This is a genomic window from Tardiphaga sp. 862_B3_N4_1 (assembly GCF_051811085.1).
GTDB classification, from domain to species: domain Bacteria; phylum Pseudomonadota; class Alphaproteobacteria; order Rhizobiales; family Xanthobacteraceae; genus Tardiphaga; species Tardiphaga robiniae.
Window position 1 is genome coordinate 1,200,663 of sequence record NZ_JBPWQB010000002.1, and the last position, 23,095, is coordinate 1,223,757.

At 61.8% G+C, this 23,095-nt stretch carries 23 protein-coding genes; 7 read left to right on the forward strand and 16 right to left on the reverse strand.

Going from position 1 to position 23,095, the window contains the following annotated elements:
* Positions 1-15: 15 nt before the first annotated feature.
* From AB8B02_RS22915 to AB8B02_RS22925, 3 genes are read left to right on the forward strand one after another with little or no spacing between them, the layout of a single operon-like run.
* Positions 16-957, forward strand: coding sequence for an ABC transporter permease (locus tag AB8B02_RS22915; protein WP_184512265.1), 942 nt, complete (start codon positions 16-18; stop codon positions 955-957).
* Positions 954-1,787, forward strand: a complete 834-nt coding sequence (locus tag AB8B02_RS22920) for an ABC transporter permease (protein ID WP_184512266.1) — start codon at positions 954-956, stop codon at positions 1,785-1,787. Before AB8B02_RS22915 ends, AB8B02_RS22920 begins: the two co-directional genes overlap by 4 nt.
* Before the next feature lie 10 nt (positions 1,788-1,797).
* Positions 1,798-3,447: a dipeptide ABC transporter ATP-binding protein gene (locus AB8B02_RS22925; RefSeq protein WP_439065922.1), complete on the forward strand. Its 1,650-nt coding sequence runs from the start codon at positions 1,798-1,800 to the stop codon at positions 3,445-3,447.
* Positions 3,448-3,638: 191 nt separating this feature from the next.
* Here the strand turns inward: AB8B02_RS22925 and AB8B02_RS22930 are convergent, their stop codons facing one another.
* From AB8B02_RS22930 to AB8B02_RS22940, 3 genes are all read right to left on the reverse strand, one after another.
* Positions 3,639-5,210 (reverse strand): ABC transporter substrate-binding protein, encoded by a 1,572-nt coding sequence (locus AB8B02_RS22930; protein WP_439065250.1) that lies wholly within the window; start codon positions 5,208-5,210, stop codon positions 3,639-3,641.
* A gap of 28 nt (positions 5,211-5,238) precedes the next feature.
* On the reverse strand, positions 5,239-6,606 hold the full coding sequence (locus AB8B02_RS22935; RefSeq protein WP_439065251.1) for an aspartate aminotransferase family protein: 1,368 nt from the start codon (positions 6,604-6,606) through the stop codon (positions 5,239-5,241).
* Between the two features lie 148 nt (positions 6,607-6,754).
* Positions 6,755-7,147: a nitrile hydratase accessory protein gene (locus AB8B02_RS22940; RefSeq protein ID WP_184512269.1), complete on the reverse strand. Its 393-nt coding sequence runs from the start codon at positions 7,145-7,147 to the stop codon at positions 6,755-6,757.
* 244 nt (positions 7,148-7,391) lie between these two features.
* On the opposite strand from AB8B02_RS22940, the gene AB8B02_RS22945 reads away from it, so the two are divergent.
* Entirely contained in the window at positions 7,392-9,038 is a 1,647-nt protein-coding gene (locus tag AB8B02_RS22945) for an amidohydrolase (RefSeq protein ID WP_439065252.1), read from the forward strand.
* Positions 9,039-9,209: 171 nt separating this feature from the next.
* On the opposite strand, the gene AB8B02_RS22950 is transcribed toward AB8B02_RS22945, so the two are convergent.
* On the reverse strand, positions 9,210-9,428 hold the full coding sequence (locus tag AB8B02_RS22950; RefSeq protein ID WP_439065253.1) for a DUF3551 domain-containing protein: 219 nt from the start codon (positions 9,426-9,428) through the stop codon (positions 9,210-9,212).
* A gap of 625 nt (positions 9,429-10,053) precedes the next feature.
* Between AB8B02_RS22950 and AB8B02_RS22955 the strand changes: the two genes are divergently transcribed.
* Together AB8B02_RS22955 and AB8B02_RS22960 are read left to right on the forward strand one after the other, a co-directional pair.
* Positions 10,054-10,329 carry a DUF6894 family protein gene (locus AB8B02_RS22955; RefSeq protein ID WP_439065254.1) on the forward strand — a complete coding sequence of 92 codons (276 nt, stop codon included), beginning with the start codon at positions 10,054-10,056 and terminating at the stop codon, positions 10,327-10,329.
* Between the two features lie 134 nt (positions 10,330-10,463).
* A complete protein-coding gene (locus AB8B02_RS22960; RefSeq protein ID WP_439065923.1) occupies positions 10,464-11,906 on the forward strand; it encodes an alpha/beta hydrolase in 1,443 nt (480 codons plus the stop codon).
* Between the two features lie 25 nt (positions 11,907-11,931).
* On the opposite strand, the gene AB8B02_RS22965 is transcribed toward AB8B02_RS22960, so the two are convergent.
* Positions 11,932-12,405 (reverse strand): DUF992 domain-containing protein, encoded by a 474-nt coding sequence (locus AB8B02_RS22965; protein ID WP_439065255.1) that lies wholly within the window; start codon positions 12,403-12,405, stop codon positions 11,932-11,934.
* A gap of 347 nt (positions 12,406-12,752) precedes the next feature.
* On the opposite strand from AB8B02_RS22965, the gene AB8B02_RS22970 reads away from it, so the two are divergent.
* Positions 12,753-13,286, forward strand: a complete 534-nt coding sequence (locus tag AB8B02_RS22970) for a TerB family tellurite resistance protein (RefSeq protein WP_439065256.1) — start codon at positions 12,753-12,755, stop codon at positions 13,284-13,286.
* 45 nt (positions 13,287-13,331) lie between these two features.
* Here the strand turns inward: AB8B02_RS22970 and AB8B02_RS22975 are convergent, their stop codons facing one another.
* The 11 genes from AB8B02_RS22975 to AB8B02_RS23025 form a co-directional block, all read right to left on the reverse strand.
* A complete protein-coding gene (locus AB8B02_RS22975) occupies positions 13,332-14,828 on the reverse strand; it encodes a proton-conducting transporter transmembrane domain-containing protein (protein ID WP_439065257.1) in 1,497 nt (498 codons plus the stop codon).
* A gap of 131 nt (positions 14,829-14,959) precedes the next feature.
* The gene (locus AB8B02_RS22980) at positions 14,960-16,483 is read right to left on the reverse strand and encodes a complex I subunit 5 family protein (protein WP_439065258.1); all 1,524 of its coding nucleotides are present in this window, start codon (positions 16,481-16,483) and stop codon (positions 14,960-14,962) included.
* Complete coding sequence (locus AB8B02_RS22985) at positions 16,483-16,815, reverse strand: NADH-quinone oxidoreductase subunit K (RefSeq protein ID WP_439065259.1); 333 nt, start codon at positions 16,813-16,815, stop codon at positions 16,483-16,485. The genes AB8B02_RS22980 and AB8B02_RS22985 overlap by 1 nt, the downstream gene beginning before the upstream one ends.
* Positions 16,812-17,753 carry a hydrogenase subunit MbhD domain-containing protein gene (locus AB8B02_RS22990; RefSeq protein ID WP_439065260.1) on the reverse strand — a complete coding sequence of 314 codons (942 nt, stop codon included), beginning with the start codon at positions 17,751-17,753 and terminating at the stop codon, positions 16,812-16,814. Before AB8B02_RS22990 ends, AB8B02_RS22985 begins: the two co-directional genes overlap by 4 nt.
* Positions 17,750-18,043 carry a monovalent cation/H(+) antiporter subunit G gene (locus tag AB8B02_RS22995; protein ID WP_093757580.1) on the reverse strand — a complete coding sequence of 98 codons (294 nt, stop codon included), beginning with the start codon at positions 18,041-18,043 and terminating at the stop codon, positions 17,750-17,752. Before AB8B02_RS22995 ends, AB8B02_RS22990 begins: the two co-directional genes overlap by 4 nt.
* Positions 18,044-18,050: 7 nt before the next feature.
* Positions 18,051-18,326 carry a monovalent cation/H+ antiporter complex subunit F gene (locus AB8B02_RS23000; RefSeq protein ID WP_089263539.1) on the reverse strand — a complete coding sequence of 92 codons (276 nt, stop codon included), beginning with the start codon at positions 18,324-18,326 and terminating at the stop codon, positions 18,051-18,053.
* On the reverse strand, positions 18,319-18,858 hold the full coding sequence (locus tag AB8B02_RS23005; protein ID WP_439065261.1) for a Na+/H+ antiporter subunit E: 540 nt from the start codon (positions 18,856-18,858) through the stop codon (positions 18,319-18,321). The genes AB8B02_RS23000 and AB8B02_RS23005 overlap by 8 nt, the downstream gene beginning before the upstream one ends.
* A 10-nt stretch (positions 18,859-18,868) precedes the next feature.
* Positions 18,869-19,117 carry a hypothetical protein gene (locus tag AB8B02_RS23010; protein ID WP_439065262.1) on the reverse strand — a complete coding sequence of 83 codons (249 nt, stop codon included), beginning with the start codon at positions 19,115-19,117 and terminating at the stop codon, positions 18,869-18,871.
* Positions 19,118-19,140: 23 nt separating this feature from the next.
* Positions 19,141-19,971 (reverse strand): outer membrane beta-barrel protein, encoded by an 831-nt coding sequence (locus tag AB8B02_RS23015; protein ID WP_439065263.1) that lies wholly within the window; start codon positions 19,969-19,971, stop codon positions 19,141-19,143.
* An 84-nt stretch (positions 19,972-20,055) separates the two neighbouring features.
* Positions 20,056-21,309 carry an arginine deiminase gene (gene arcA, locus AB8B02_RS23020; protein ID WP_439065264.1) on the reverse strand — a complete coding sequence of 418 codons (1,254 nt, stop codon included), beginning with the start codon at positions 21,307-21,309 and terminating at the stop codon, positions 20,056-20,058.
* A 20-nt stretch (positions 21,310-21,329) separates the two neighbouring features.
* Positions 21,330-22,760 (reverse strand): basic amino acid/polyamine antiporter, encoded by a 1,431-nt coding sequence (locus tag AB8B02_RS23025; RefSeq protein WP_068729654.1) that lies wholly within the window; start codon positions 22,758-22,760, stop codon positions 21,330-21,332.
* Positions 22,761-23,095: the final 335 nt, after the last annotated feature.

Consider the following 23,095-nt stretch of genomic DNA (forward strand, 5'->3'; position numbering starts at 1 on the left):
CCGAAAGGCAGCGTAATGGGCCGCTTCCTGCTCGGACGTCTGCTGCAGGCGGTGCCGACACTGATCATCGTATCGGCGGCGATCTTCTTTGCCATGCGGCTGATCCCTGGCGATCCCGCTTCCGTGATGCTCGGCGATCTCGCGACGCCCGAGCAGGTCGAGGCGCTGCGCAGGGAAATGGGTCTGTCCGGCGCGCTGCCGTCGCAATATCTGACCTGGCTCGGCCATATTTTTTCCGGCGACTTCGGCAAGTCGATCTCATCCGGCGAACACGTACTGCCGCTGATGCTCGACCGCTTCGCGGTGTCCGCGACCATCGTCGTCACAGCCGTGGTGTTTGCCGCGCTCATCGCGGTGCCGGCCGGCATGTTCGCGGCATGGCGGCAGGGCACCTTCGCCGACTACGGCAGCGTGGCACTCTCGACGCTCTTGTTGTCGATCCCGAGCTTCTGGCTTGGCCTGATGATCCTTCTGGTATTCGGCATGTGGCTCGAATGGTTTCCCGTCATCGGCTACGTATCGCTGAGCGAGAATTTCCGTCAGGGCGTGCTGTTCATCTTCATGCCGGTGCTGACGCTGATCATGGTCGAACTCGGCCCGATCGTGCGCATGGCGCGCGCCTCCACCATTGAGGTGTCGCGGCTCGAATACATCACCCATGCCCGCGCTAAAGGCCTGTCGGAATCCGAGGTGATGTGGCGCCACGCCTTCCGCAACGCCTTTGCGCCGACCTGGACGCTGATTGGCCTGATCCTCGGCGGATTGCTCGGCGGCATCGCCATCACCGAGACGGTATTCACCATTCCCGGCCTCGGCCGCCTGCTGGTCGAGGCGATTTATGCCCGCGACTATCCGGTGGTGCAGGGCTGCATCCTGTTCATCAGCGTCATCTATGTCATCGTCAATCTGGTCGTCGACATGCTGTACCCGCTGTTCGACCCGAAGATCGCACAATGACGCGGTATCTCCCCCGCCTCGCGCGCGGCCGCGCCAATCTCCTGATCGGCGGCGGCCTCGTCCTGCTGCTGACCCTGCTCGCGATCTTCGGCCCCATGCTGGCGCCCTATGATCCGCTCAAGCTCAACCTGCGCGCCGTGCTGAAAGCACCTTCCGCATCGCATCTGTTCGGCGCCGACGAATTCGGCCGCGATGTGCTGAGCCGCCTGATCTATGGCGCACGCACCACAGGCTGGATCGCGCTCGCGACCGTTGCCATCGCCGTCTCACTCGGCCTGTTGTTCGGCATCGTCGCCGGCTTCCTGCGCGGCTGGACCGACAGGATACTCATGATCCTCAACGACTCGCTGCTGGCCTTTCCCGGCCTGCTGCTGGCGCTGTTCATCATGGCGATCTCCGGCGCCAGCCGCGAGGCGCTGATCCTGGCGCTCAGCGTCGCCTATATGCCCGCCGTGGTGCGCGTCGCACGCGCCAGCGTGCTGTCGGTGCGCGAACGCGAATATATCGAGGCATCGCGGGTGATGGGCAATTCGGAACTCGTGACCATGGTGCGCCATGTGCTGCCGAACTGCATGGCGCCGATCACGGTGCTGGCCACCACGATGTTCGGCTGGGTCATCCTGTCGGAGAGCGCGCTGAGCTTTCTCGGCCTCGGCGTGCCGCCGCCGGCGCCGAGCTGGGGCAACATGCTGGCCTCGGGCCGGCCTTTCATCACGCAAGCGCCGTATCTGCTTATTTTGCCGGGTCTGTGCATCTCGCTGACACTGCTCGGCATCAACATGCTGGGCGACGCACTGCGCGACTGGCTCGACCCGAAGATGCAGGCGTGATGCGATGACGATGAAACCCGATCCATCGCAACTCGTCATTGCCGCCGAGCATCTGACCGTGACCGTCGGCCCCGACGGCAACAAGCTCGTCGACGATGCCAGCTTCTCCATCATGCCCGGCAGCATGTTGGCGCTGGTCGGCGAATCCGGTTCGGGCAAAACCATGGCCGCGCGCGCCGTGCTCGGCCTGCTGCCGACGCCGCTGATCGCCGCACCCGGCAGCAGCATCAGGTTCCGCCACACCGAACTGGTCGGCATCGCGCCACCGGAATTGCGCAGAATCCGCGGCGCGCATATCGGCATCGTGTTCCAGGAGCCGATGGTGTCGCTCAATCCGTCGATGACAATCGGCCGGCAGATGGCGGAAGGGCTCGCGCTGCATCACCGCCGGCTGTCGCGCGGCGAGATTCGCGACCGCTGCCTCACGATGCTGAAGCGCGTCAGCATTCCCAACCCCGTCCATTGCCTCGACGCCTATCCGCATGAATTTTCCGGCGGCATGCGCCAGCGCATCATGCTGGCCTCGGTGATGCTGCTGAAGCCGGATCTTTTGATCGCAGACGAGCCGACCACGGCACTCGACACGCTGGTGCAGCGCGACGTGCTCGATCTGATGGTGGAACTGACGCAGGAGAACGGCACCGCGGTGCTGCTGATCAGCCACGACCTCGGCATGGTTTCGCATTATGTGCGCGATGTCGCCGTGATGCTGAAGGGCCGGATCGTCGAACAGGGTCGCAGCCTCGACGTGCTGTCGTCGCCGCAGCACGACTATACTCAGCGTCTCGTCGACGCGCTGCCGCGACGAAGCGCAGGCGGCTTACGCAACGCCCGCACGATCAAACCGCTGGTCGAATTGCGCGACGTGGTGATCGACTATGCGGGACGCCCGCGGCTGTTCGGCCGCCTTGAGGCCAAGCGCGCCGTTGATGGCGTCGATCTCACCATCGGCGAAGGCGAGACGCTGGCGCTGGTCGGCGGCTCAGGCTCCGGCAAGACGACGCTCGGCCGCGCCACCGTCGGCCTGATCACGCCGAGCTCCGGCAGCATCGCCTTTCGCGGCGGGCAGATCATGACCTGGCGCGGCCGCGCGGCGCGGCTGCAGCGCGAGGAAATGCAGATCATCTTCCAGGATCCGTATTCCTCGCTCGATCCGCGCCAGCGCATCCGCGACATCGTCGGTGAACCGCTGCGCCTCGATACCGCGATGGATGGCAAGGCGCGCGACGCCCGCGTGCGCGAGGTGCTGGACGAGGTCGGCCTGTCCCGGGATTTCCTGCGAAGATTACCGCATCAACTGTCCGGCGGCCAGCGCCAGCGCGTGGCCATCGCCCGCGCCATCGCAAGGCGGCCCGCATTCGTTGTCGCCGACGAGCCGGTGTCGGCACTCGACATGACGGTGCAGAAGCAGATCCTGAAGCTGATCCGCGAGTTGCAGGAGCGCTATGGTTTCGCCTGCCTGTTCGTCTCGCATGATCTCGGCGCGGTGGAACAGGTGGCCGATCGTGTGGCGGTGATGCAGAACGGAAGGATCGTCGAGGTCGGCAGCCGCGACGACATCTTCGATCGTCCGCAGCATGAGTATACGAAGCGGCTGCTGAATGCGGCGATGCTGCTGGATCGGAGGTTTGAGGGGGCTCACACTCAGTCCTCATCCTGAGGAGCGGTCGCCTCGACCGCGTCTCGAAGGATGGCAGCGTACTCCGGGGCCTTCGCCATCTCATGGTTCGGGACGCGCGCAAGGGCGCGCTCCTCACCATGAGGACGGAGTGCGAGGTATAGAGTGCCACGAAGAAACCCGGAGCCGTCGCTGGCTCCGGGTCTTCAAGTCTGCCGTAACGCTGCGGGCAGTTACGGCTTCTTCCACACACCCCAGGCGCGCGGTTTTTCGAGCGGCCACGACTCGTAATTCACGAGTTTTGGCGAGACCGCCTCGATTACGGGATAGTAGTAAAGCCCGAGGATCGGCACTTCCTCTTCCATCTTGGCATGGAGCTGCTTGAGGACGGCCTTGCGCTCGTCGAAGCTGGTCGCGTTTAGCGCCTTGAGATACAGCGCCTGCGCGTCCGGGTCATCCCATTGCGACGTCGGCGCCTTGGCCTTGTTGCCGATGACGGTGCCATACATCAGCATCGGGTCGGCGCGGGAGGAATAGCCGAAGGACTGCAGCTGGAACTTGCCGCTCATCCAGTTCTCGAGCTGCGCCGCCCAGTCGATGACGTCGAGCTGCACGTTGAAACCGGCGGCGTTGAGCATGGCCTGCACCACCACGGCATTCTCATACATGCCGATATAGCGCTTGTTGGTCTGCATCTTGATCGGCTCGCCCTTGTAGCCGGCTTCCTTCAAGAGCTTTTTCGCGGCTTCGGGATCGTATTTCGGCCAGGCCTGGAACGACTTGTCGAAATAGGCCGAGGATTCCGCAACACCCGACGGATTGAACTCGGTGAGACCCATCAACTTGGTTTCGGCCATCTCCTTGAAGTCGATCGCATGCGCCAGCGCGCGGCGAATCTTGACGTTCGACATCAAGGGGTCGGTGGTCTGGATCAGGATCGCCGACAGTGACAGGCCCGGCGCGGTCTTTACGACGGCGCCGCGCTTTCTCATTTCCTCGATGCGCGAGACCTGCAGATAGGTAACGATATCGACCTGTCCGGCGAGCAGCGCAGTTTCCGCCGCGGTCTTGTCGGGGATGACGACGAAACGCACCTCGTCGAAATAACTGGTCCGATCGCCGCCGAAACCGTCGCGTTTCTGCTTCGACGGGACATAGTCCGCGAAGCGCTCCAGCGAGACATATTGCTCCTTGCGCCACTCCTTCAGCTTGAACGAGCCGGAACCGATCGCCGATCCTGCAATCCAGTTGCCCTCGGCGTCGACATTCTTCGGGCTGGCAATCCAGAAATTGCAGACGATGTCGGCGAGCCGCACCAGAAACAGCGTGTTCGGCTTGTCGAGAGTGAAAACCACGGTGCCGTCGTCCGGTGCTTCCACCGACTCGACCTTCATGCCGCGCGAACCGTCGAAGCTCGCGGCGCAGACCCATGGCGCACCGGACTTCGGGGCCGCCATGCGGCGGTCCCACAGCCACTTGACGTCGGTGGCCTTCACCCTGTCGCCGTTGTGATAGACCATGCCGTCGCGGAGCTTGAACTTGTAAGTCTTGCCGTCCGGCGACAGGTCCCAGCTCTCGGCCGCCGCGGGGCCGATGGTCATGTCGTTTCTGTGCGCGACAAGCTGCTCATAGATATGGTTGAGCACGTGATCGGTGAGATTGTCGCTGCGCGAGGCGTCGAGCGTGCGGATATCCGCCGTCATCACGATCCGCATCGTGCCGCCGCGGATCGGCTCCTCGGCGATAGCACTTCCTGCGAATGCGACAGCCGCGACAATAGCGGCGAAAGCAGATCTCATCCTCATGCGGCTCTCCAAATCACGTTGCAATTATTTATAATCCGAAATGCCGGGCGGTCTCGTCGAGCGCGCGCCTGAGCTTGTCGATGAGTTCGTCGATCTCGGCATGGGTGATCACCAGCGACGGGCTGAGCACGATGGACTGGCCGACGGCGCGGACGATCAGGCCCTGATTGTAGGCGGCTTCGCGGCAGAAGATGCCGGCGCCGTCCTCGACCGTGAAGATCTCGCGGGTGTCCTTGTCCTTGACCAGTTGCAGCGCCGCCAGCGTGCCGATGCCGCGCACCTCGCCCACGATCGGATGCTGTTCGAATTGCGCCAGCGCCTGATGCAGATAGGGACCGATATCGTTGCGGACGCGATCGACCAGGCCTTCGCGTTCAATGATGTCGATATTGGCGAGCGCCACCGCGCAGGCGACGGGATGGCCGGAATAGGTATAGCCGTGAGCGAGCAACCCGCCGGCGCCGATGGTCTCGAACACCCGCTTGTTCATCGCCACCGCGGCGATCGGCAGATAGCCGGAGGACAGGCCCTTGGCCAGCGTCATCAGGTCCGGCGTGACGCCGTAAGTTTGCGCGCCGAACCATTCGCCGGTGCGGCCGAAACCGCAGATCACTTCATCCGCAATCAGCAGCACGTCGTATTTGCCGCAGATGCGCTGGATTTCCGGCCAGTAGGTCGACGGTGGATCGATCACGCCGCCGGCGCCCTGCACGGGTTCGCCGATGAAGGCCGCAACGTTGTCCGGCCCGAGTTCGAGAATCTTCTGCTCGAGCGCCTGCGCGGCCTGCAGTCCGAATTCCTCCTTGGTCAGCTCGCCACCGAACATGTACCAGTGCGGATGCTGGATATGGGCGAAGCCGGGCAGCGTGCCGCCGTCCATCGCGTGCATATGCGGCATTCCGCACAGGCTCACGGCCGCCAGCGTGCTGCCGTGATAGGCCATGGTGCGGCTGATGAAGGTGCGCTTGGCCGGCTTGCCCTGCAGCTTCCAGAAATAGCGCACCATGCGGACGATGGTGTCGTTGGCTTCGGAGCCGGACGAGGTGAACAGGAAGTGGTCGAGACCTTCCGGCGTCAGCTGCGAGAGCTTGTGCGCGAGCTCCGTCATGGCCGGCGTCGTCGACTGGAAATGGTTGCTGTAGAAGGGCAGCTCCGCCATCTGCCGTGTGGCGGCATCGACCAGTTCCTGCCGGCCATAGCCGACATTGACGCACCACAGCCCGGCCATGCCGTCCAGGAATCTGCGGCCGTCGCTATCCCAGATCTGACAGCCTTCGCCCCGCACCACGACGCGAGTCTTGCCGCTGGCGATCACGGCGGGATCGGTGAAGGAATGGACGTGATGCGCGCCGTCGAGCGCCTGCAAATCGCCGGTTGTTCTTGTTGTATCGAGCATCTTTTTCTCCGACGACGCCGGGCAGCCGCGACAGGGCCAGCGTCAACGAAGGGATCATCGAATTGCCCGGACGATTGCGGGAGATGCCAAACAGGGGGCCGGTGGTGCGCAGCGCGCACCGTGGCCGCCCAATGCGCGGAGCAAGCCGCTAGGTGTGATGCGCGAAATCCGCCGGGGTCAGTTCGATCGGCTGGCCATGCGGCGTGCGATCGGCGGCGTGGTCCCAGGCGTCGCGGTAGCGATGCAGCGCGTCCGCCGTCGTCACGCCCTTCTCGGCGATCAGGTTTTCCAGTGTCGCCAGCCAGTGCCGGTAATAGGTCTCGCCGGTGTCGGCATCGCCGCCCGCCTGGGCGCGCTTGATCTCGGCGGCCAGCGCCGCAGCCCATTCCGTCCAGGTGAACACGCCGCGCTCATGCAACGTCACGGCCATGGCAAAGGCCTGGGCCTCCCACGGCTCGCGAAACACCGGCCCCTCGGCGTCACAGGGGATGCTCGGGATTTCGGCCGTCGCACGCGTTGCAGCTTGAGTATTGGTCGTCATCACACCGGCTCCAGACATCAGGCGAATCCTACACCGACGCGCGCCTCACGCAAATGTCGCTGCGTGAGGCGCATGGCAGGTGTCTAATTCCTGACCTGCGAGAAAAACTCCAACATAAAGCGCGATGTGCGGCACGTTGCCCCGTCTGCAGGCTCACACTGCACAATCTGCGATCTTACTCCGCTGAATATTTTTGGCGTACCCGTCGCTGCACTCGATCCCGTGAATAAAAGGTAGACTTAAGATGGAAAAGCCAAGCCTCATCCTGACCGGAGGACGCGTGTTCTGTGGTCTCAACGAGGGCTTTGTCGAAGCCATCGCGATCGCATCGGGCCGCGTGCTGGCGACCGGTTCGGCCGAGACGATCGCCGAGCTTGCCGGGCCGGATACGCGCATCATCGAGCTCGCCGGGCGCACCGCCATCCCCGGCCTGAACGATGCACATATGCATCTGCTGCCGCTCGGCCTGACCATGACCGAGATCAATCTGCGGCCGGAGACCGGCGCCAACAGCATCGGCGAGATCCTGCGCCGCGTCGCCGAGAAGGCCAAGACGGCCAAGCCCGGCGAATGGATCAATGGCCGCGGCTACGACCATTACGAACTTGCGGAAAAGCGTCATCCCACCGCGGAAGAGCTCGATCAGGTCGCGCCGAACAATCCGGTCTATCTCAAGCGCACCTGCGGCCATGTCGCCGTGATCAACACGCAGGCGATGCGCGCGGCCGGCATCGGCCACAACACGCCGCAGCCCGACGGCGGCATGATCGAACGACGCGACAACAAGCTCACCGGCCTGCTCGCCGAACGCGCGCTGCGCCTGATTGTCGATGCCGCGCCGAAGCCCAGCGCCGAACGCCTGCGCGATGCGATCGACCGCGCCAGTCGTTTCATGCTCGAGCAAGGCTTCACCAGCGTGATGGACGCCGCGGTCGGCATGGCCGCGGGCATGGATGAGATCGATGCCTACGAGCATCTTGCCAAATCCAATACGCTGCCGATCCGCACCTGGGTCTGCATCTACGGCAACACCGACGGCATCGGCGATCAGGCCCATGCTGCAGGTTATCGCTTCGGCCGCGAGGTCGGCATGCTGCGCTATGGCGCGATGAAAGTGTTCGGTGACGGTAGCGCCGGCGGCCTCACCGCCGCGATGTCGGAGCCCTATCTGGTTGGCGATCCCGAGAACCGCGGCATCTTCTGCTACACCGACAAGGAAATGCACGACTATCTCGCGCATTATCACAGCCTCGGTTACCAGCTCGCGATCCACGCCATCGGCGACGCCGCCATCGAGCAGGTGCTGTCAGGCATCGAGAAAGCCTCGACGGCGGACAATCCGATCCTCGGCCGCCGCCATCGCATCGAGCATTGCGGCTTCCTGAGCGACAGCCAGATCGCACGCATGGCCGCCTCGGGCATCGATCCGGTGCCGCAGCCGGTCTTCATGTATGAATTCGGCGATCTCTACATCACCAATCTCGGCCAGGCGCGCACTGATGTCGCCTATCCCATGCGCAAGTGGTTCGACGCCGGCCTGCATCCCGCAGCGAGTTCGGACGCGCCGGTCTCGACCACCGATCCGTTCAAGAACCTGTTCACGATGACGACGCGCATGTCCAACCGCCACACGGTGCTCGGCGAAGGCCAGAAGCTGTCGATGGCGGAAGCGATCCACGCCTACACCTATTTCGGCGCCTATACGCAATTCGCCGAAGATCGCATGGGCCGTCTGGTGCCGGGCCAGCTCGCAGATATCGCCGTGCTCAGCCACGACGTCTTCACCTGTGCGCCCGAGGAAGTCGAGAAAGACACCCGCTGCGACCTCACCATTCTCGGTGGCGACGTCGTCTTCGACAGGCTGGGTCAGGTCGCAGTCGCGGCGGAATAAAGAGAGCGCAAGACGCTGCGATATGCGGTCTATGCCCGCTGTTCAGTCGTATCGGAGCAAAGGTCTGTTTAACGAAGGCCTTTGCCGAAAGGCCGCCGCTTCGTCTGCGCATAAAGGTACCGTCGCCAGATGACATGGCGACGGCTGCCGATTCAAAAACGACACAACGCCTCAGCGGACGCGCTTGCGACAGGAGGCACCTGTTCCGCTAACCGCTGCACGGCATTGGTCGATCGTGTCATAACTACAATCGGTGCCCCGCGACTGTGATTTGGCGCACCACGCCCTCCCCTTGGCTTCGCTCTGTGTGGTGACGAGTACCATGCTCGCGCTCGCCACGATCGTGGAAACAAGCAGGGACAATAAGAAACGCTTCTTCAGGTTCTGCATCGCATCCTCCTTTTCAATCGTCGGAATAATGGATGACGCGATTGCATCACGATATCGGGTGTTGACCTGATCCGAGCCGCGGAATCACCCCTGCGATCACAGCTAAAGATCGTGATGCGCTGGAATGGCTATCGCAGCCGCAGCGGTGCAATCGTATCGCTCACCTGCAATAGCGATGCGATACCGGGTGGGATCTTCCGCTCGATGTGCGGACCCAGCAACGACCATGGCGCCAGTAATACCGGTTATGCCAATGCCGCCTGTGACTCCCCACGGCCGCTCCGGTGGCAGCGCCTATGGCCGCGCCGCGTCGCCCACCGACGGCGCCGCCAATGATGGCACCGGACACTGCGCCGCGTCCTGCTGCGCTTTGGGCAAGCGCATCCGCCAGCGGAACCACTGCAGACAGCGCGAGTAGAACGAGCAAGGCTGAGATCCTTCGCATGCGTAACTCCCTGACAATTGATGCTGTGGCCCCCGCACGCGTTCCGATTTGAAATGCACATCCAGAACCATGGCTATCGGGGAAAGCCCTTGGTCGGTGCACATGACGCGCCATCGCATGTGTCAGCGCCTTACTAATTATTCACTGGGACACGCGGCTCTTCCGAATTATTGGAGCGCGATGCGATACTTTTTCCATATCCTGGACGGGCCGAAAGTTTTTCCCGATGAGGTCGGAAGCCGCCTTTCAAATCCGAAGCTTGCGATCACGCAAGCGCGCGCCCTTGCTACGGAATTGAGCAACGCCGGCGCGCTTTGCAGGTCCAGCCTGGTGTTCGTTCTCGACGAGAACGGCAACCGGATCTTCAGTTGCGGGCCAACTGACGGCTTCGCATATGGTTGCCGTTGCATATGCGGATCGGGACGTCGCCGAAGAAGTTGCCGAGTATCAGGGTAAAGCCCGATACCCGCTCAGGTGCTTTCCCCTATATCTCCCGTCGCGCTTCAAATTTTCCGGGCTATCCTGCACCACGTCGTCATTCACGAGGTTCGGTCGTGCGGGCCAGAATCTTCAGATTTGCAAAGATCCTGATGGCGTTTTTCGGCATCGCGCTGATGACGATCTTCGCTGTCCGCATCTACGATTCGCAGCGCGGACTGCCACTCGAGACATGGCATACCTACGTTCCGCATGAGCTCCATGCGAGCAAGCTGGATACTGCCGACTGGGCACAATACATGGCGGCCGAGGCGGAACTTTTCGACGAAGTCCAGCGCGAGGTATCGCAGAAGCTCGATGCGACAGAACGTGTGCCACCCAATCGGTACTTCGAAGGCAGCCCGGTCTATCCCCCGCATTTCGTGCAGGATTTCAACCGCTCCTTTGTGCTGGAGCCGAAGGGGAAGCCGGTCGGGGCTGTCGTGCTTCTTCATGGCCTGACGGATTCTCCCTATAGCCAGCGCCATATTGCGCGCTTCTACCGCGATCAGGGCTTCCTGGCGATCGTCCCAAGGCTGCCGGCGCATGGCACGGTTCCGGCTGCGCTGACCGATATAGCGTGGGAAGACTGGATGGCCGCCACGCGGCTCGCAGTGCGGGAAGTGAAGAAGCGTGTGGATTCGCCCGTGCCGCTGCATCTGGTTGGATTTTCCAATGGCGGTGCACTAGCCATCATGTATGCGCTGGATGCCATCGACGACGAAAAACTGTCGCGACCCGACAGCCTGATACTGATCTCGCCGATGGTGGGTATCACCAGTTTTGCACGGTTTGCCGGCCTTGCGGGATTTCCGGCAATTCTGCCCGCCTTCGCCAAGGCCGCATGGCTCGATGTCGTTCCGGAGTTCAATCCCTTCAAGTACAATTCATTCCCGGTGAACGGCGCGCGTCAATCGCATCTTCTGACCAGGGCTCTGCAACGGAGGCTCGCGCGCTATGCGAGCGAAGGAAGACTTGGTCAGTTTCCACCCATCCTGACATTCCAGTCGCTGATGGATTTCACCGTCAGCACGCGGGCCATCGTCTCCGATCTCTATGCCCATCTGCCGGCCAATGGGAGCGAACTCGTTCTGTTCGACGTCAACCGCACCGCCAGATTTGGCCCGCTGCTCCGCACCAGCACCGATACCGCGCTGGCACGTATTGTACCTGCCGGCCCGCGGCGCTACCGCCTCGCCGTCATTACCAATTCCGGTGACAATAATGACGACGTGATCGAGCGTGTGGCCGAGGCCGGCACCGTCGACGAGCATTCCCGCCCGCTCGGCCTGAACTATCCACGGGGCTTCTATTCGCTGTCGCATGTGGCGCTGCCATTTCCGGTCAGCGATTCTCTCTATGGGGCGGAGCCGGACAAGTCCGAGGATTTTGGCGAGAACCTCGGTACCCTGGCGCCGCGCGGCGAACGCAATGTGCTGATCGCCAGTCTCGACTCGCTGATGCGGGCGTCATCAAACCCGTTCTTCCCCTATATGGTCGGCCGGATCGGTGAGAGCATTCTCACCCCCGCAAAGACCGCTCAACCCGCCCGATAAAGCGATGACCGATGATAAATGCCGACTATCGAAGAACGAGATTGGATATGCCCAGTGCCAGATTCAATCCGATCTGGCCCTCGACAGAGAGCGGCTGCAGCGTGATCGTACGGCGTGATCCGCCGACGAGGACATTGGCGCCAAGGCCCAGGCCGATGGCAACATTTCCGCTTGCCCCGACATAGCTGCCTCTCAATGTGCCGCGGCCGATATTACTGTTCCGCGCAAAGACGCCCCAGAACAGTGTCCCTCCTCGGGTTACGCCAACATCGAGGCCAACCCGCCTGATCATGCCCCTGTAACTATACTGCCGCGCAGCCACGGTGGACAGGAAGACACATTGCATCTCCTGGCGTGAGCCTAGAACCAGCCCGACTCTCGGACCGGTGCTGCATGTCAGTCCGCCAACGCGGAAAAGCTGTTGCGCGTGAGCCGGTGCGGATAGCATCGGCGGGATCAGGAAGGCGCATGCCAAGGTCAATATGCGAATGCTGAGCATTTGCTTCCCTCTCGAAACCGCGACACGAACGACGTGACGTCTGCTGCACGAGGCTAGCCGTCAGCACGCAATAGGTAATCGGGAAAAACCCTGAAGAGGTCGTGATGAGTACCCGGATTGCCGGGGAACATTGATCTGGATTCAGGTACGCGCAGCAACGCGTGTCCCCGCGGAAAATTCCAGGCCATGCGCAGAGGCCGGAGCGCCACAACTACGGCTGCTTTGCCTCGCTTTTGGCCGAATCCGGAAACTTTAAAATTCGGTAAGAAAGTGGCGGCGCCGATGGACAAACGCCATCTTCAGCTCAGGCGACCGCTCCTGAAACTTCCCAGATATCGCGGGCCCGGATGGCCGGCCGCAAGAGCGCAGTCGTCGTTGTCTCTGAAGAGAATGGTCGGGTGATGTTTGGATCAATCAAGGCGTTCATCTCGCGTGCGATGGAAGACGCCAATCAACGGAAAAACGTCGAGCAGAGAGAGCTTCTTATCGTGACCGCGGCATTGCTCATCCGCGTTGCCACCGTCCATAGCGAGCTATCGAATATCAGGCGCACCAGATTGCATGCTATTTTCAAATCGCATTATGGGCTCGATGACACGGCTACGGCCCAACTTCTCGTTGATGCAGATGCAGTCGCCCGTAGCGCGGTCGATCTTTATCGCTTTACCCGGCAACTCAACGAGTTCCTCGATGACGATGGACGTCGACGGATCGTTCAACTGATGTGGGAGACCGTCTACGCGGATCAGCGGGTCAACGAATTTGAAGAGAATCTGATCTGGCGTGCGGCAGATCTTCTGGGCGTATCGTCCCGGCAGCGCGTCGAGCTTCGACAGCGCGTCGTCGCTGGCATAAAGAATTTGGCCGCGATGTCAGCCTGACGACACGAACATCGCATCCATAGCGATGTCGATTGTTCGGCATGCTCACTGGGCCAAGAGTGCCGCTCCGAGAGCCAGCGTCAGTGCCAGCAGTGAAATTCCCGCAACATGCCATTGGCGAAGCATGCCTTCCGCTTGCTCGATGGTCCTGCCCCAGGCTGGAGCGATCTTCACACACCTGTCCAGAACGACGACAATATCTCCCTCGGGAATATGTGGCAGCCGCCGCACCCAGCGCCACAGCACTGCCGCCAATATGGCGCCCAGCAAAACTGGAAACAGGGCCTTCCACAGCAGTTCCGGCGCCAAAGGATTGGGCAACATTCCTTCGGGGACCGCGAGGAATAGCGCCCATGGTACGATAAGCGACGCTGCAGCGGTCGACAGCCATGGCCAGAACAGGCTCGGCGCCGCAGTCGCCTCGTAGTCCGTTGATGCCGTCGTCACCAGGCCTCGCACGAATTGCAGCATGAGCAGCGTCGTGCCGACAGCAGACAGCGTTGCAACTGTGTTGGCGGCCCCGTCTCCGAGCGGTCCGTCGACCACGATTTTTGCCAGGGCACCCCCGGTCAGCGGAAGGCCGCCAAGGCCGACGGCGATGATCGCCACAGGGAGAAGGATGGGCAATAGATATCGGCGACCGGTCGCCGCGATCACACCGACGGAGAGAAACAGCGCGCCTTTGACCAGAACGTGGTTCGCAGAATAGAAGATCGCCGCCAGTGCAGCGCGGCCATCTCCGGCGATCATGCCCATGCCAATGACGGCCACGATGAATCCCATCTGGCTGACGCTGGAATAGGCCAGCACAACCTTGGGCCTGCGTTGCGTCATTCCAATGACCACGCCGTAGAGCGCCGCGAACAAGCCGGCGGCTGCGAGTAACGTTCCTGCATGGGGCAGTGCTGTATCGAGGGGGAGAAAGCGGATCATTCCGAGGATGCTTGCCTTGACGGCTGCACCACTCAGCACTGCGGCCGCCGGCGCCGGCGCCGGCGCATATGCCCGTGGCATCCAGACGTGAAATGGAACAAGGCCTGCCTTCATGCCAAAGCCTGCGATCAACAGGCAGATGATCAGATCGCGGTGCGGCGACGTCGGGAGTGCGGCAGCGGCATCGCCGATTAGCAGCCCATCGCCGGGAATATCCATCGCGAGCAGCACGAAGGCGATGAGCAACAATGTCTCCGCCAGCAATCCAAGGCCGATATAGAGCGCGCCGGCCCGCCACGCATCGGCCGTTTCGTGCTGGATGATGAGGCCGCAGGCGCCAAGCGTCAGCATCGCCAAAAACAAATAGAAACCCACCATGTCGGCAGCGAGAAAGACGCCGATGCAACCCGTCAATGCGGTGAGCCAGCACACGGCGAAGCGCCCGCGGTTCGGCCTGCCCTGCAGATACGGTGACGCATAGGCGCCCGCCGTGATCCACAGCAGCGCAGCAACGCCGAGCAGCAGCGCCCCGGGGAGATCAAGAGCGAAAGTCAAATGCAGACGGGCCGGGCCGACGACAACCGGAGAATCGTCGGAGACAAGGAGCACGGCCACAAATGCAGGGACCGGAGCAAACGCCAGATACGAAGGTATTCGCAGCAATGCCATTGGCCAGAGGCAAGCCAGCAGCATCCCGAGCGGAAAGAGCAAGGCGAAAGCCAGCAAGGGATAAGCCTCTATCATCGCTGCCAAGCCATCGGCGCCTCCGGGCGCCCAACTTGCAATACATCGATCGGACCGAGCGCCACGAGCCCCAGCAGAACCGAGAGCAACGCCAGCCCCAGCGCCGCCACTTCCTGATACTTCGGCACCGCGGCGTGCAATGTCAGCGGCGCGCTTGGTGGGCCCATCGCCCGCGACAGCACGATGAAGATATATGCGCTCGTGAGCAGCCCGCCTGCGATGATCACGATTGCCCACCACCATTGTGCCGTTGCAATCGTCGCCTCCAGCAACAGCCACTTTGCCAGAAAGCCACCCGTTGGCGGCAAGCCGATGAGGCATAGGCCACCAAGGCCGAAGGCGAACATCGTCATGGGAAGCGCACGTGCGATCCCGCCAAGCTCCGAAATCTGGTCATGTCCAAGCGCGGCATAGACAAGTCCGGCAGCCATGAACATGGCTGCCTTGGCGGTGGCGTGCGAGATGGCCTGGAGCATGCCTCCCGTCAGGGCATCGCCATACTGGAGATGCAACGGGTCGGCAGCGAGCGGAAACATCAGGAACAGATAGCCGATCTGCGCGACCGTCGAATAGGCGATCAGCAATTTGAGCCGCTTCTGTCGGAGCGCGACAATGTTGCCGCAGATAATCGCTGACGCCCCGAGCACCCCAATGAGTTGACTGGCGGCCACACTCAAGAGGCCCGGCATGGCGTCGAACCAGAGCCGCACAATGAGAAAGAACGATCCCTTCACCACGACGGCTGACAGAACCGCGCTGGCCGCCGCCGGTGCGCCGGCATGCGCCGGGGGAAGCCAGAGATGCAGTGGAAAGAGCGCGGTTTTGGCGAACAGCCCCACCGTCATCAGCGTCGCGGCAGCGAGCGTCGCCGGCTCGATCTGCACGCGTTGCGACATCAGGACGATGTCGAGGGTCCCATAGCTGCCATACAGCAAGGCCGTTCCGACCAGATAGAGGATCGAGCCCAGCAGCGCGAAGAGCAGATAGCGCAATGCCGCCTGCAAGGTCTCCGCGCGGCCATCGAGACAGACCAGCGGCACCGCAGCGAAAGTCAGCAGCTCAAGCGCAACGTAGAGGGTGAACAGATCGCCGCCGAGAAAGATCATGTTCATCGCGCCCGAGATCGCCATGAGCATGACCCAGAACACCAGAGTTGCGCGGGTTTCAACGGACGCTGCGCGACTGCCGAAATTCGCATGCGCGAACACGCCAATGAGGCAGATCACGATGGCCATTGCCACCATCATCGCGACTGAAAGTCCGTCGGCGCGCAGCGTGATGCCGAGCGGGGGCTTCCAATTACCCACAACGTAGCTCAGCGACGTTTCGCTTTGCCATATTTTCAGGAAGACGATGCATGCCACGCAGAGGCCTGCGGGCAACAGGAACGCAGCAATCCTTTCGGCGTACCGTCCGCCAAGGACAAACGACAGCAAGATGCCAACAACCGGCAATACGATGGCCAGAACAAGAAGCGCCCCGTCGGCAGTTGTCGCCTCAAGCGCGGTTGCAGCCGGCATCAGGATTTTTCCTCGCCGGTTCCAGATCTGTCGGAACGGATCGAGGCCCGGCCGGTCTCATCGCCAAGACGCTGCACCAGCGCGATGGCCATGGCCGTCGCCGCGAAGGCGACGACAATCGCGGTGATCACCATCGCCTGAGGGACCGGGTCACCGCCGAGCCCGGCCGCTGCCCCCCGCCTGGCGATCACACCGAACAGCAGAAACACACCACTCCCAAGCAAATTGAATGCAAGGATCTTGCGTAGCGGTTCGGGATTCGTGATGAACCCGTACAGTCCGATGCCCACCAGCGCTGCGCCACACAAGCCGAACAGCGTTGCCGCGTTCATTGCTGTGGTGCCCGTACCGGCGGTCCTGCGGCCAGCATGCCAAGCGCCACAGCGATCGACAGCGTGAGAGCGGCTTCCACGGCGACAATCAGCGGTTTGGCGTAGCCCGCCGGGTAAGCCAGAAATGCGTCGGCAAATACCCATCCAGCAAGGCCAATGACAAGGAACAGCACCGGTCCGGTGACGAGCAGACCACGTAGCCAGAGCCGACCGATCGCAGGGGCCCGCTGTAATCCCGCGACAATGACAAGGAGCCACATCGCGGCCAGCACCGTGCCGCCCTGAAAGGCGCCGCCAGGGCCCTTCGCTCCGACCCAGCACATATAGATTCCGAACACGATGCCCACCGGCGGCAAAAGCTGAGCCAGAAAGATCAGCGTGGGATCGGGCCGTGCGTAAACCTGCAAACCTGGCGTTCCACCCCAGGCATGATCTGACGCCAGCGACCAGACCCCGAGCAAAGCGAGCAGCAGGACCACCTTTTCGAGCAGCGTGTCGAGTGCCCGAAACACGAACAGCACGCCGGCAACGGGGTTGCCGAGACCACTCGGCGGCAGGTTTTCCATCACGGTGGGCGCGAGTGTCGGAATAGCCTCCGGCGGATGGAGGATGGCAATGGCAAGACCCGCGACGATCAACGCGCACAATGCACAGGTGGCAAGGCGCGCCGGCCGCGAAATCCGCGGACCATGGACATTCACGGAGCGGGAACGCGCGACGGCGCCGAGCAGCAACAAGCCGGTCATGCCGCCGCCGATCGCGGCCTCTGTCAGCGCCACGTCAACGGCGTGGAGCCGGACCCATGCCATGGACAGAAGCAGCCCATAGACGACGAACATGACAACTGCAGCGAATGCCGTGCGCACAAGGATGGCTGAAGCACCGATCGTCAAGATCAGCGCAACGAGAGCAATATCGAAGACGGAGGCGATGCTCATCCGTCTGCTCCGTGGTGGCGTACCGCACCGGCGATCAATTGGGTGACGACCGCCCCGGACAGCTGGACGAGCAGCCAGACGATCACCAATTTGACCGCGAACAGCAGGCTACTCGTCTGCGGCAGCAAGCCCAGAACGATCAGGCCAAGACCGAGATTATCAACCTTGGTCAGCGCGTGCAGACGCGTCAGCGTATCTGGGAAACGCAACAGACCCACCGTGCCCGCAAGGAAGAACAGCGCTCCTGCGGAGACCGCGCAAATGGTCAGGATATCCATGACGAGGCTCATGCGCCCCTCACTCCCCTCTGGCCTCGGATGACGCGCCGGACGCGTCTCTGACGAATGCGACGGCCGCAAACGCCGCGAACAGCGCGAGCATCACAGCAACATCCATGACAGGCGGCGTCTCGGTTGCGACCGCGAGCAGAAGGAGGATGGCGACTCCTCCCGTGCCCAGCAGTTGGACGGCCATCAGGCGGTCCACATCGGCCGATCGCCGAAGAATGGCGAACAGGCCCAGCGCCACCGTCAGCAGCACAAAGACCGAAGCACCCAACAGCAGGCTAGGCATCGGATCTTGCGCCTCCGAGCGCCCGCATGCACAGAGTTTCCTCCATCGACAATTGTTCGACGACGGGCTGCGTCACATCGAGGCAATGAATGGCCAGGCTGCCGTCAATCGAGGTCCCGCACGGAAGCGTGCCCGGCATCAGGCTCATGATCGCGCAAAACGTATTTCGCTTCCTGCCCGGCGGCTGCTGCGCCCGGTAGGTGACGAAGCCTGGCTGCAGCGGCAGTCGTGGGTGAAGCGCCCGCAGCGCAACGTCCGCTCCCGCGACAATCGACTGACGGAGGAAGTGCAGGACGAATCCGGCAAACTTGACCGGACGGAAGCCCCATTGTTCGGCAGGCAGCAGCTTGAGGCTTGCCCAAGTCGCTGCGGCAGCTGCAATCAGACCGGGGCCCACATCGCCGGGATCTCCGCGCGTCAGCGCCAGCCAGAAGCCGAAGAAACCGATAGCGCGGATCACGGCACTGCCGATGGCATCCGACCACCTCGCCGGACTCGCCTCGCCAATATTGCCGGCCTTGATCAAATTCATTGAAGCCACCCTAACGACTGCTGTCCGAGCTCCGCTTTGATTTCTGCTTGCTCTTCGTGTTGTAAACGGGTTGCTGCGGCTCCTCGACGACGATCGGGTGCTGCGGAATCTTCAGACGATCGATGCGCACATCGTCCCGCAAAGCATCCCGGTCCATCCGGTCGCCGCGCTCGACGGAGTCGCGTGGCTCCGCACTGGCGGCGAACGCCGTACAGATGAAGAGAATAGCGGTACCTGCTGCCACAATCGAATTCCGCATGATCGCCTCTTGTGTCCTGATCGCTAAAACGCGAAGTCGAGCCGTGGGCCGATCAGCCAGTCTCTATAGTGACGCAGCGCCACGTTTGAGTTTCGCGCCTCGTAGATGACGTTCGTGGTGAGCGATACGTTGCTGGCGATGTTGTATTTCAGGCCGAGAGACGCCGAATAGATCTGGTCCTGCCGGTCGCGGTTCAAGCCGTCTGTAAACCAGAACGCTTCGATGAAAGGCGTGCTGACGATCGACCATTTCGAATTCAGCTCGACCTCGATGCCAAGCAGCGCATCGGCACGCCAGCGCCTGGCCTCAGCGAGATCGGAGAAACGATAAGTGAGCTGGAGGAGCGGCGAGAGCGTGACATTGTCGATGCTGAAATCGCGCGCGATAGCGCCGGTGACATCGTGGGAGGTGAAGGCGAGATCGCGAAACACGCCGTCGTAGTCATATCTGTTTTCGTAGGTGGCGCTTATTCTCCAGCCATACAGATTCTTCGTCAGCCGCGCGCCCAGACGCGCAATGGCGGCATTGCCGTCGTGTTCTCTGGAAAATGCTTCGAACTGAGCACGTGCAAAAATACGGTAGGACAGGTCCGGCGCAAGTTTGCCGTCCAGCCGCAAGCTCACATCGGGCTCATAGTAAAAATCCCCCCGCCGGTCGTCGCGCGAAAACAGGGCATTGGCCGTGTAGGTGGGCGATAGGGATCCAACAACGCTCCATGTCGGGCTCATCGACGTGTACTCGACCTTTCTGAGCTCGGTCAGATCTATGTCGGCAGCTACTGCCCCGCTGGCATAAAGGAAGCTTGTTGCTGCCAGGACAATTCTGGATCCACGCATTGCACACTCCCCAGACAATTACTCTCCGTCGGTCGATGGTGCTGGTTTCGGTATTAACAGTCCCACGATCTCGCTCCCCCGAGCAGAGAATGGTCGATTGCGTTAGTAATCCACGGCATCGCGGATGATCGGGCAGGTCATACAGTGACCACCACCACGGCCACGACCGAGTTCGGCGCCGACGATCGTAATCACCTCGATGCCTTCCTTGCGGAGCAACGTGTTGGTGTAAGTGTTGCGGTCGTAGGCGTAGACGACACCTGGCGATGCGCAAACGAGATTGGCGCCGCTATCCCATTGGGTCCGTTCGCGCTGGTAATCACTGCCACCGGCTTCGACCACGCGGAGCTTCTTGAGACCCAATGCTTCCTCGACAACGCCGACAAACGACTTCTTCTCGGCATGCAACTCGACACCGCTCGGATGATCGCTCGGGCGATAGGAATAGGTACGTGTCTGGTTCATAAAGTCAGGCGCGAGCAGCACGCAGTCGCGGTCGGCGAATGTGAAAACAGTATCGAGATGCATCGCCGCGCGGATCTTGGGCATTGCCGCAACGATGACGCGCTCCGCGGCCTTCTTTTTAAAGAGGGTCGCGGCAAGTTGGCTGATCGCTTGGCGTGAGGTGCGTTCGCTCATGCCGATCAGCACGACCCCCTTGCCGATGGGCATCACATCGCCGCCTTCCAGCGTAGCCAGTCCATGGTCCTCTGTCGGGTCGCCCCACCAGACATTGACGTTGCCGGCAAAATCGGGATGAAACTTGTAGATCGCTGTGGTGAGGATCGTTTCCTCGTGTCGCGCCGGCCAGTACAGCGCGTTGAGAGTGACACCGCCATAGATCCAGCAGGTCGTGTCGCGCGTATAGAGCGTGTTCGGCAGTGGCGGGAGAAGGTATTCAGTCGCCCCCGCGGCCTCCTTCACCATCCTGAGTGCCGCGCCCCCATGTGCTTCGGGAAAGTCATGGGTCGACAGGCCACCGATCAGCGTTTCCGCGAGCTTTCGGTTGTCCAGCCCGGACAGGTAGCTTTTGAGCTCGTCGATGAAGCCAAGGCCAACCTGGTTCGGCACGACCTGATTGTCGAGGATCCAGGCCTTGCCCTCCGGGACTGTCAGCGTCTCGGCGAGCAGGTTATGCATCTCAACGACATCGACGCCGCGGTCCCGCATTTTGGTGACGAAATCGAAGTGGTCGCGCTTCGCATTGTCAACCCAGAGCACATCGTCGAACAGCAACTGATCGCAGTTGGACGGGGTCAGGCGTGTATGGGCAAGACCCGGGGCACAGACCAGGACCTTGCGCAGCTGGCCAACTTCAGAGTGCACACCAAACGGGACTTTTTTTGCGCTGGCCATCATGAACTCCCATCGATTTCCTAGATGCTGATATAGCCGGTGGCGAGACCGTGGATGCCGACTACGCATCCGACGACAGCGACGCCGAACAGGACCCATTCTGCCGGAGTGAAGAGCTGCTTGTTGAGCTCCCTCCGCGTGATGAAATACAGGATCGTGCCGGGCGCATAGATGATGAAGCCAAGCAGCAGAAATTTCATACCGCCGGCGAACAGAAGGAAGATCGTGTAGGCAGTCGCCAGGACAGCGATGATCGTGTCCTTCCGAAGATCGCTTGGATCGGTCTCGTAAGTCTCCTTGCGGTAGACCAGCATCAACGCGAACGCCGCCGAGAGGAAATACGGAATCAGCGACAGGTGGCTGCACAGCGAGAGAGCGAAGGTAAAGGCATCGTCGGAAAACAACGTCGCGATGAGAACAGCCTGAACGAGCAATGTGCTCATCAGGAGCGCCATTGACGGAACCTGATTTGCGTTTTCACGTGCCAGGAAGGCCGGCATGTCTTGCCTCTTCGCCGCAACCGACAGCACTTCGGCGGCCATCAGGGTCCAGGCAAGATAGGCCCCGAGCACCGAGATAATCACGCCGATGCCGATGAAGATCGCACCCCAATGACCAACGGCCGCTTCGAGCACGCCGCCAACTGAGGGTTGACGCAGTTGCGCCAGTTCTTCGCGGGGGAGGATGCCGTATGCTAGAATGGACACCGACGCGAACAAGGCCAACACGGCCAAAAATCCCGTCACAGTCGCAATACCGACGTCCTCGCGCCGTTGCGCGAAGCGGGAGTAGTTGCTGGCGCCTTCGATGCCGAGAAACACGAAGACCGTTACCAGCATCGTCGCCTTGATCTGCGCGAAGAGATTTCCGTAGTCCCCGCTTGCACCGCCCCAGAGGTTTCCGACGAACACATCCGGTTTGAAGAAGAAGATCGACAGGACGACGAACAACAGCAGCGGAATGAGTTTGGCAATCGTCACGATCTTGTTGATCGCTGCCGCCTCCTTGACGCCGCGCAGCACAAGGAAATGGAACGCCCAGACACCGACCGACGATAGTGCGATGGCAGTGACCGTATTGCCCTGACCGAGCGCGGGGAACAGCGCGCCGAGCGTCGACTTGATCAAAATCCAGTAGGATACGTTGCCGACGCAAGCACTGGCCCAGTAGCCAAAGGCGGAGAAGAAGCCGACATAGGGCCCGAACCCCTCCCGCGCATAGGCGTAGACGCCCGCATCGAGATCCGGCTTGCGGTTGGCCAATGTCTGAAACACAAATCCCAGCATCAGCATGCCGGCACCAGCGACGGCCCACGCTATCAGCGCACCATAGATGCCGGTGGCCTGCGCAAAATTTCGCGGTATCGAAAACACGCCGGCGCCGACCATCCCGCCGACCACCATGGCCGTGAGCGTCCAAAGCGGCAATTTCTGGTCGCCTGCATTGCTCATGGCCAAAGCACTCCCATGTGCAGAAGCGGTCGGCCTGCAGCAAATGGGACATGCAGGCGACCACCTGCGACCGGGGTCTGCAAGATGCGGCGACGGGATTGAGGAAAGTTTGGCCACGAAGAGCGTGCGCACCGATTGTGTTGCGCAGCCTCACAAGGCGGGCGCAGGAGCCACGCCGGTGCGCGCAAGGCGCGGGCAGATGTAAACAACATCAGGTCCTGCACCGGCGTCCCCTTCCAACATCAACTACTGGAAAGAAGAGCACATTCGGGACGCACCACGATATCGGGTGATGCCCTAGGTTGAAGACCGGGAGTTACCCTAAGTGCCGAAGC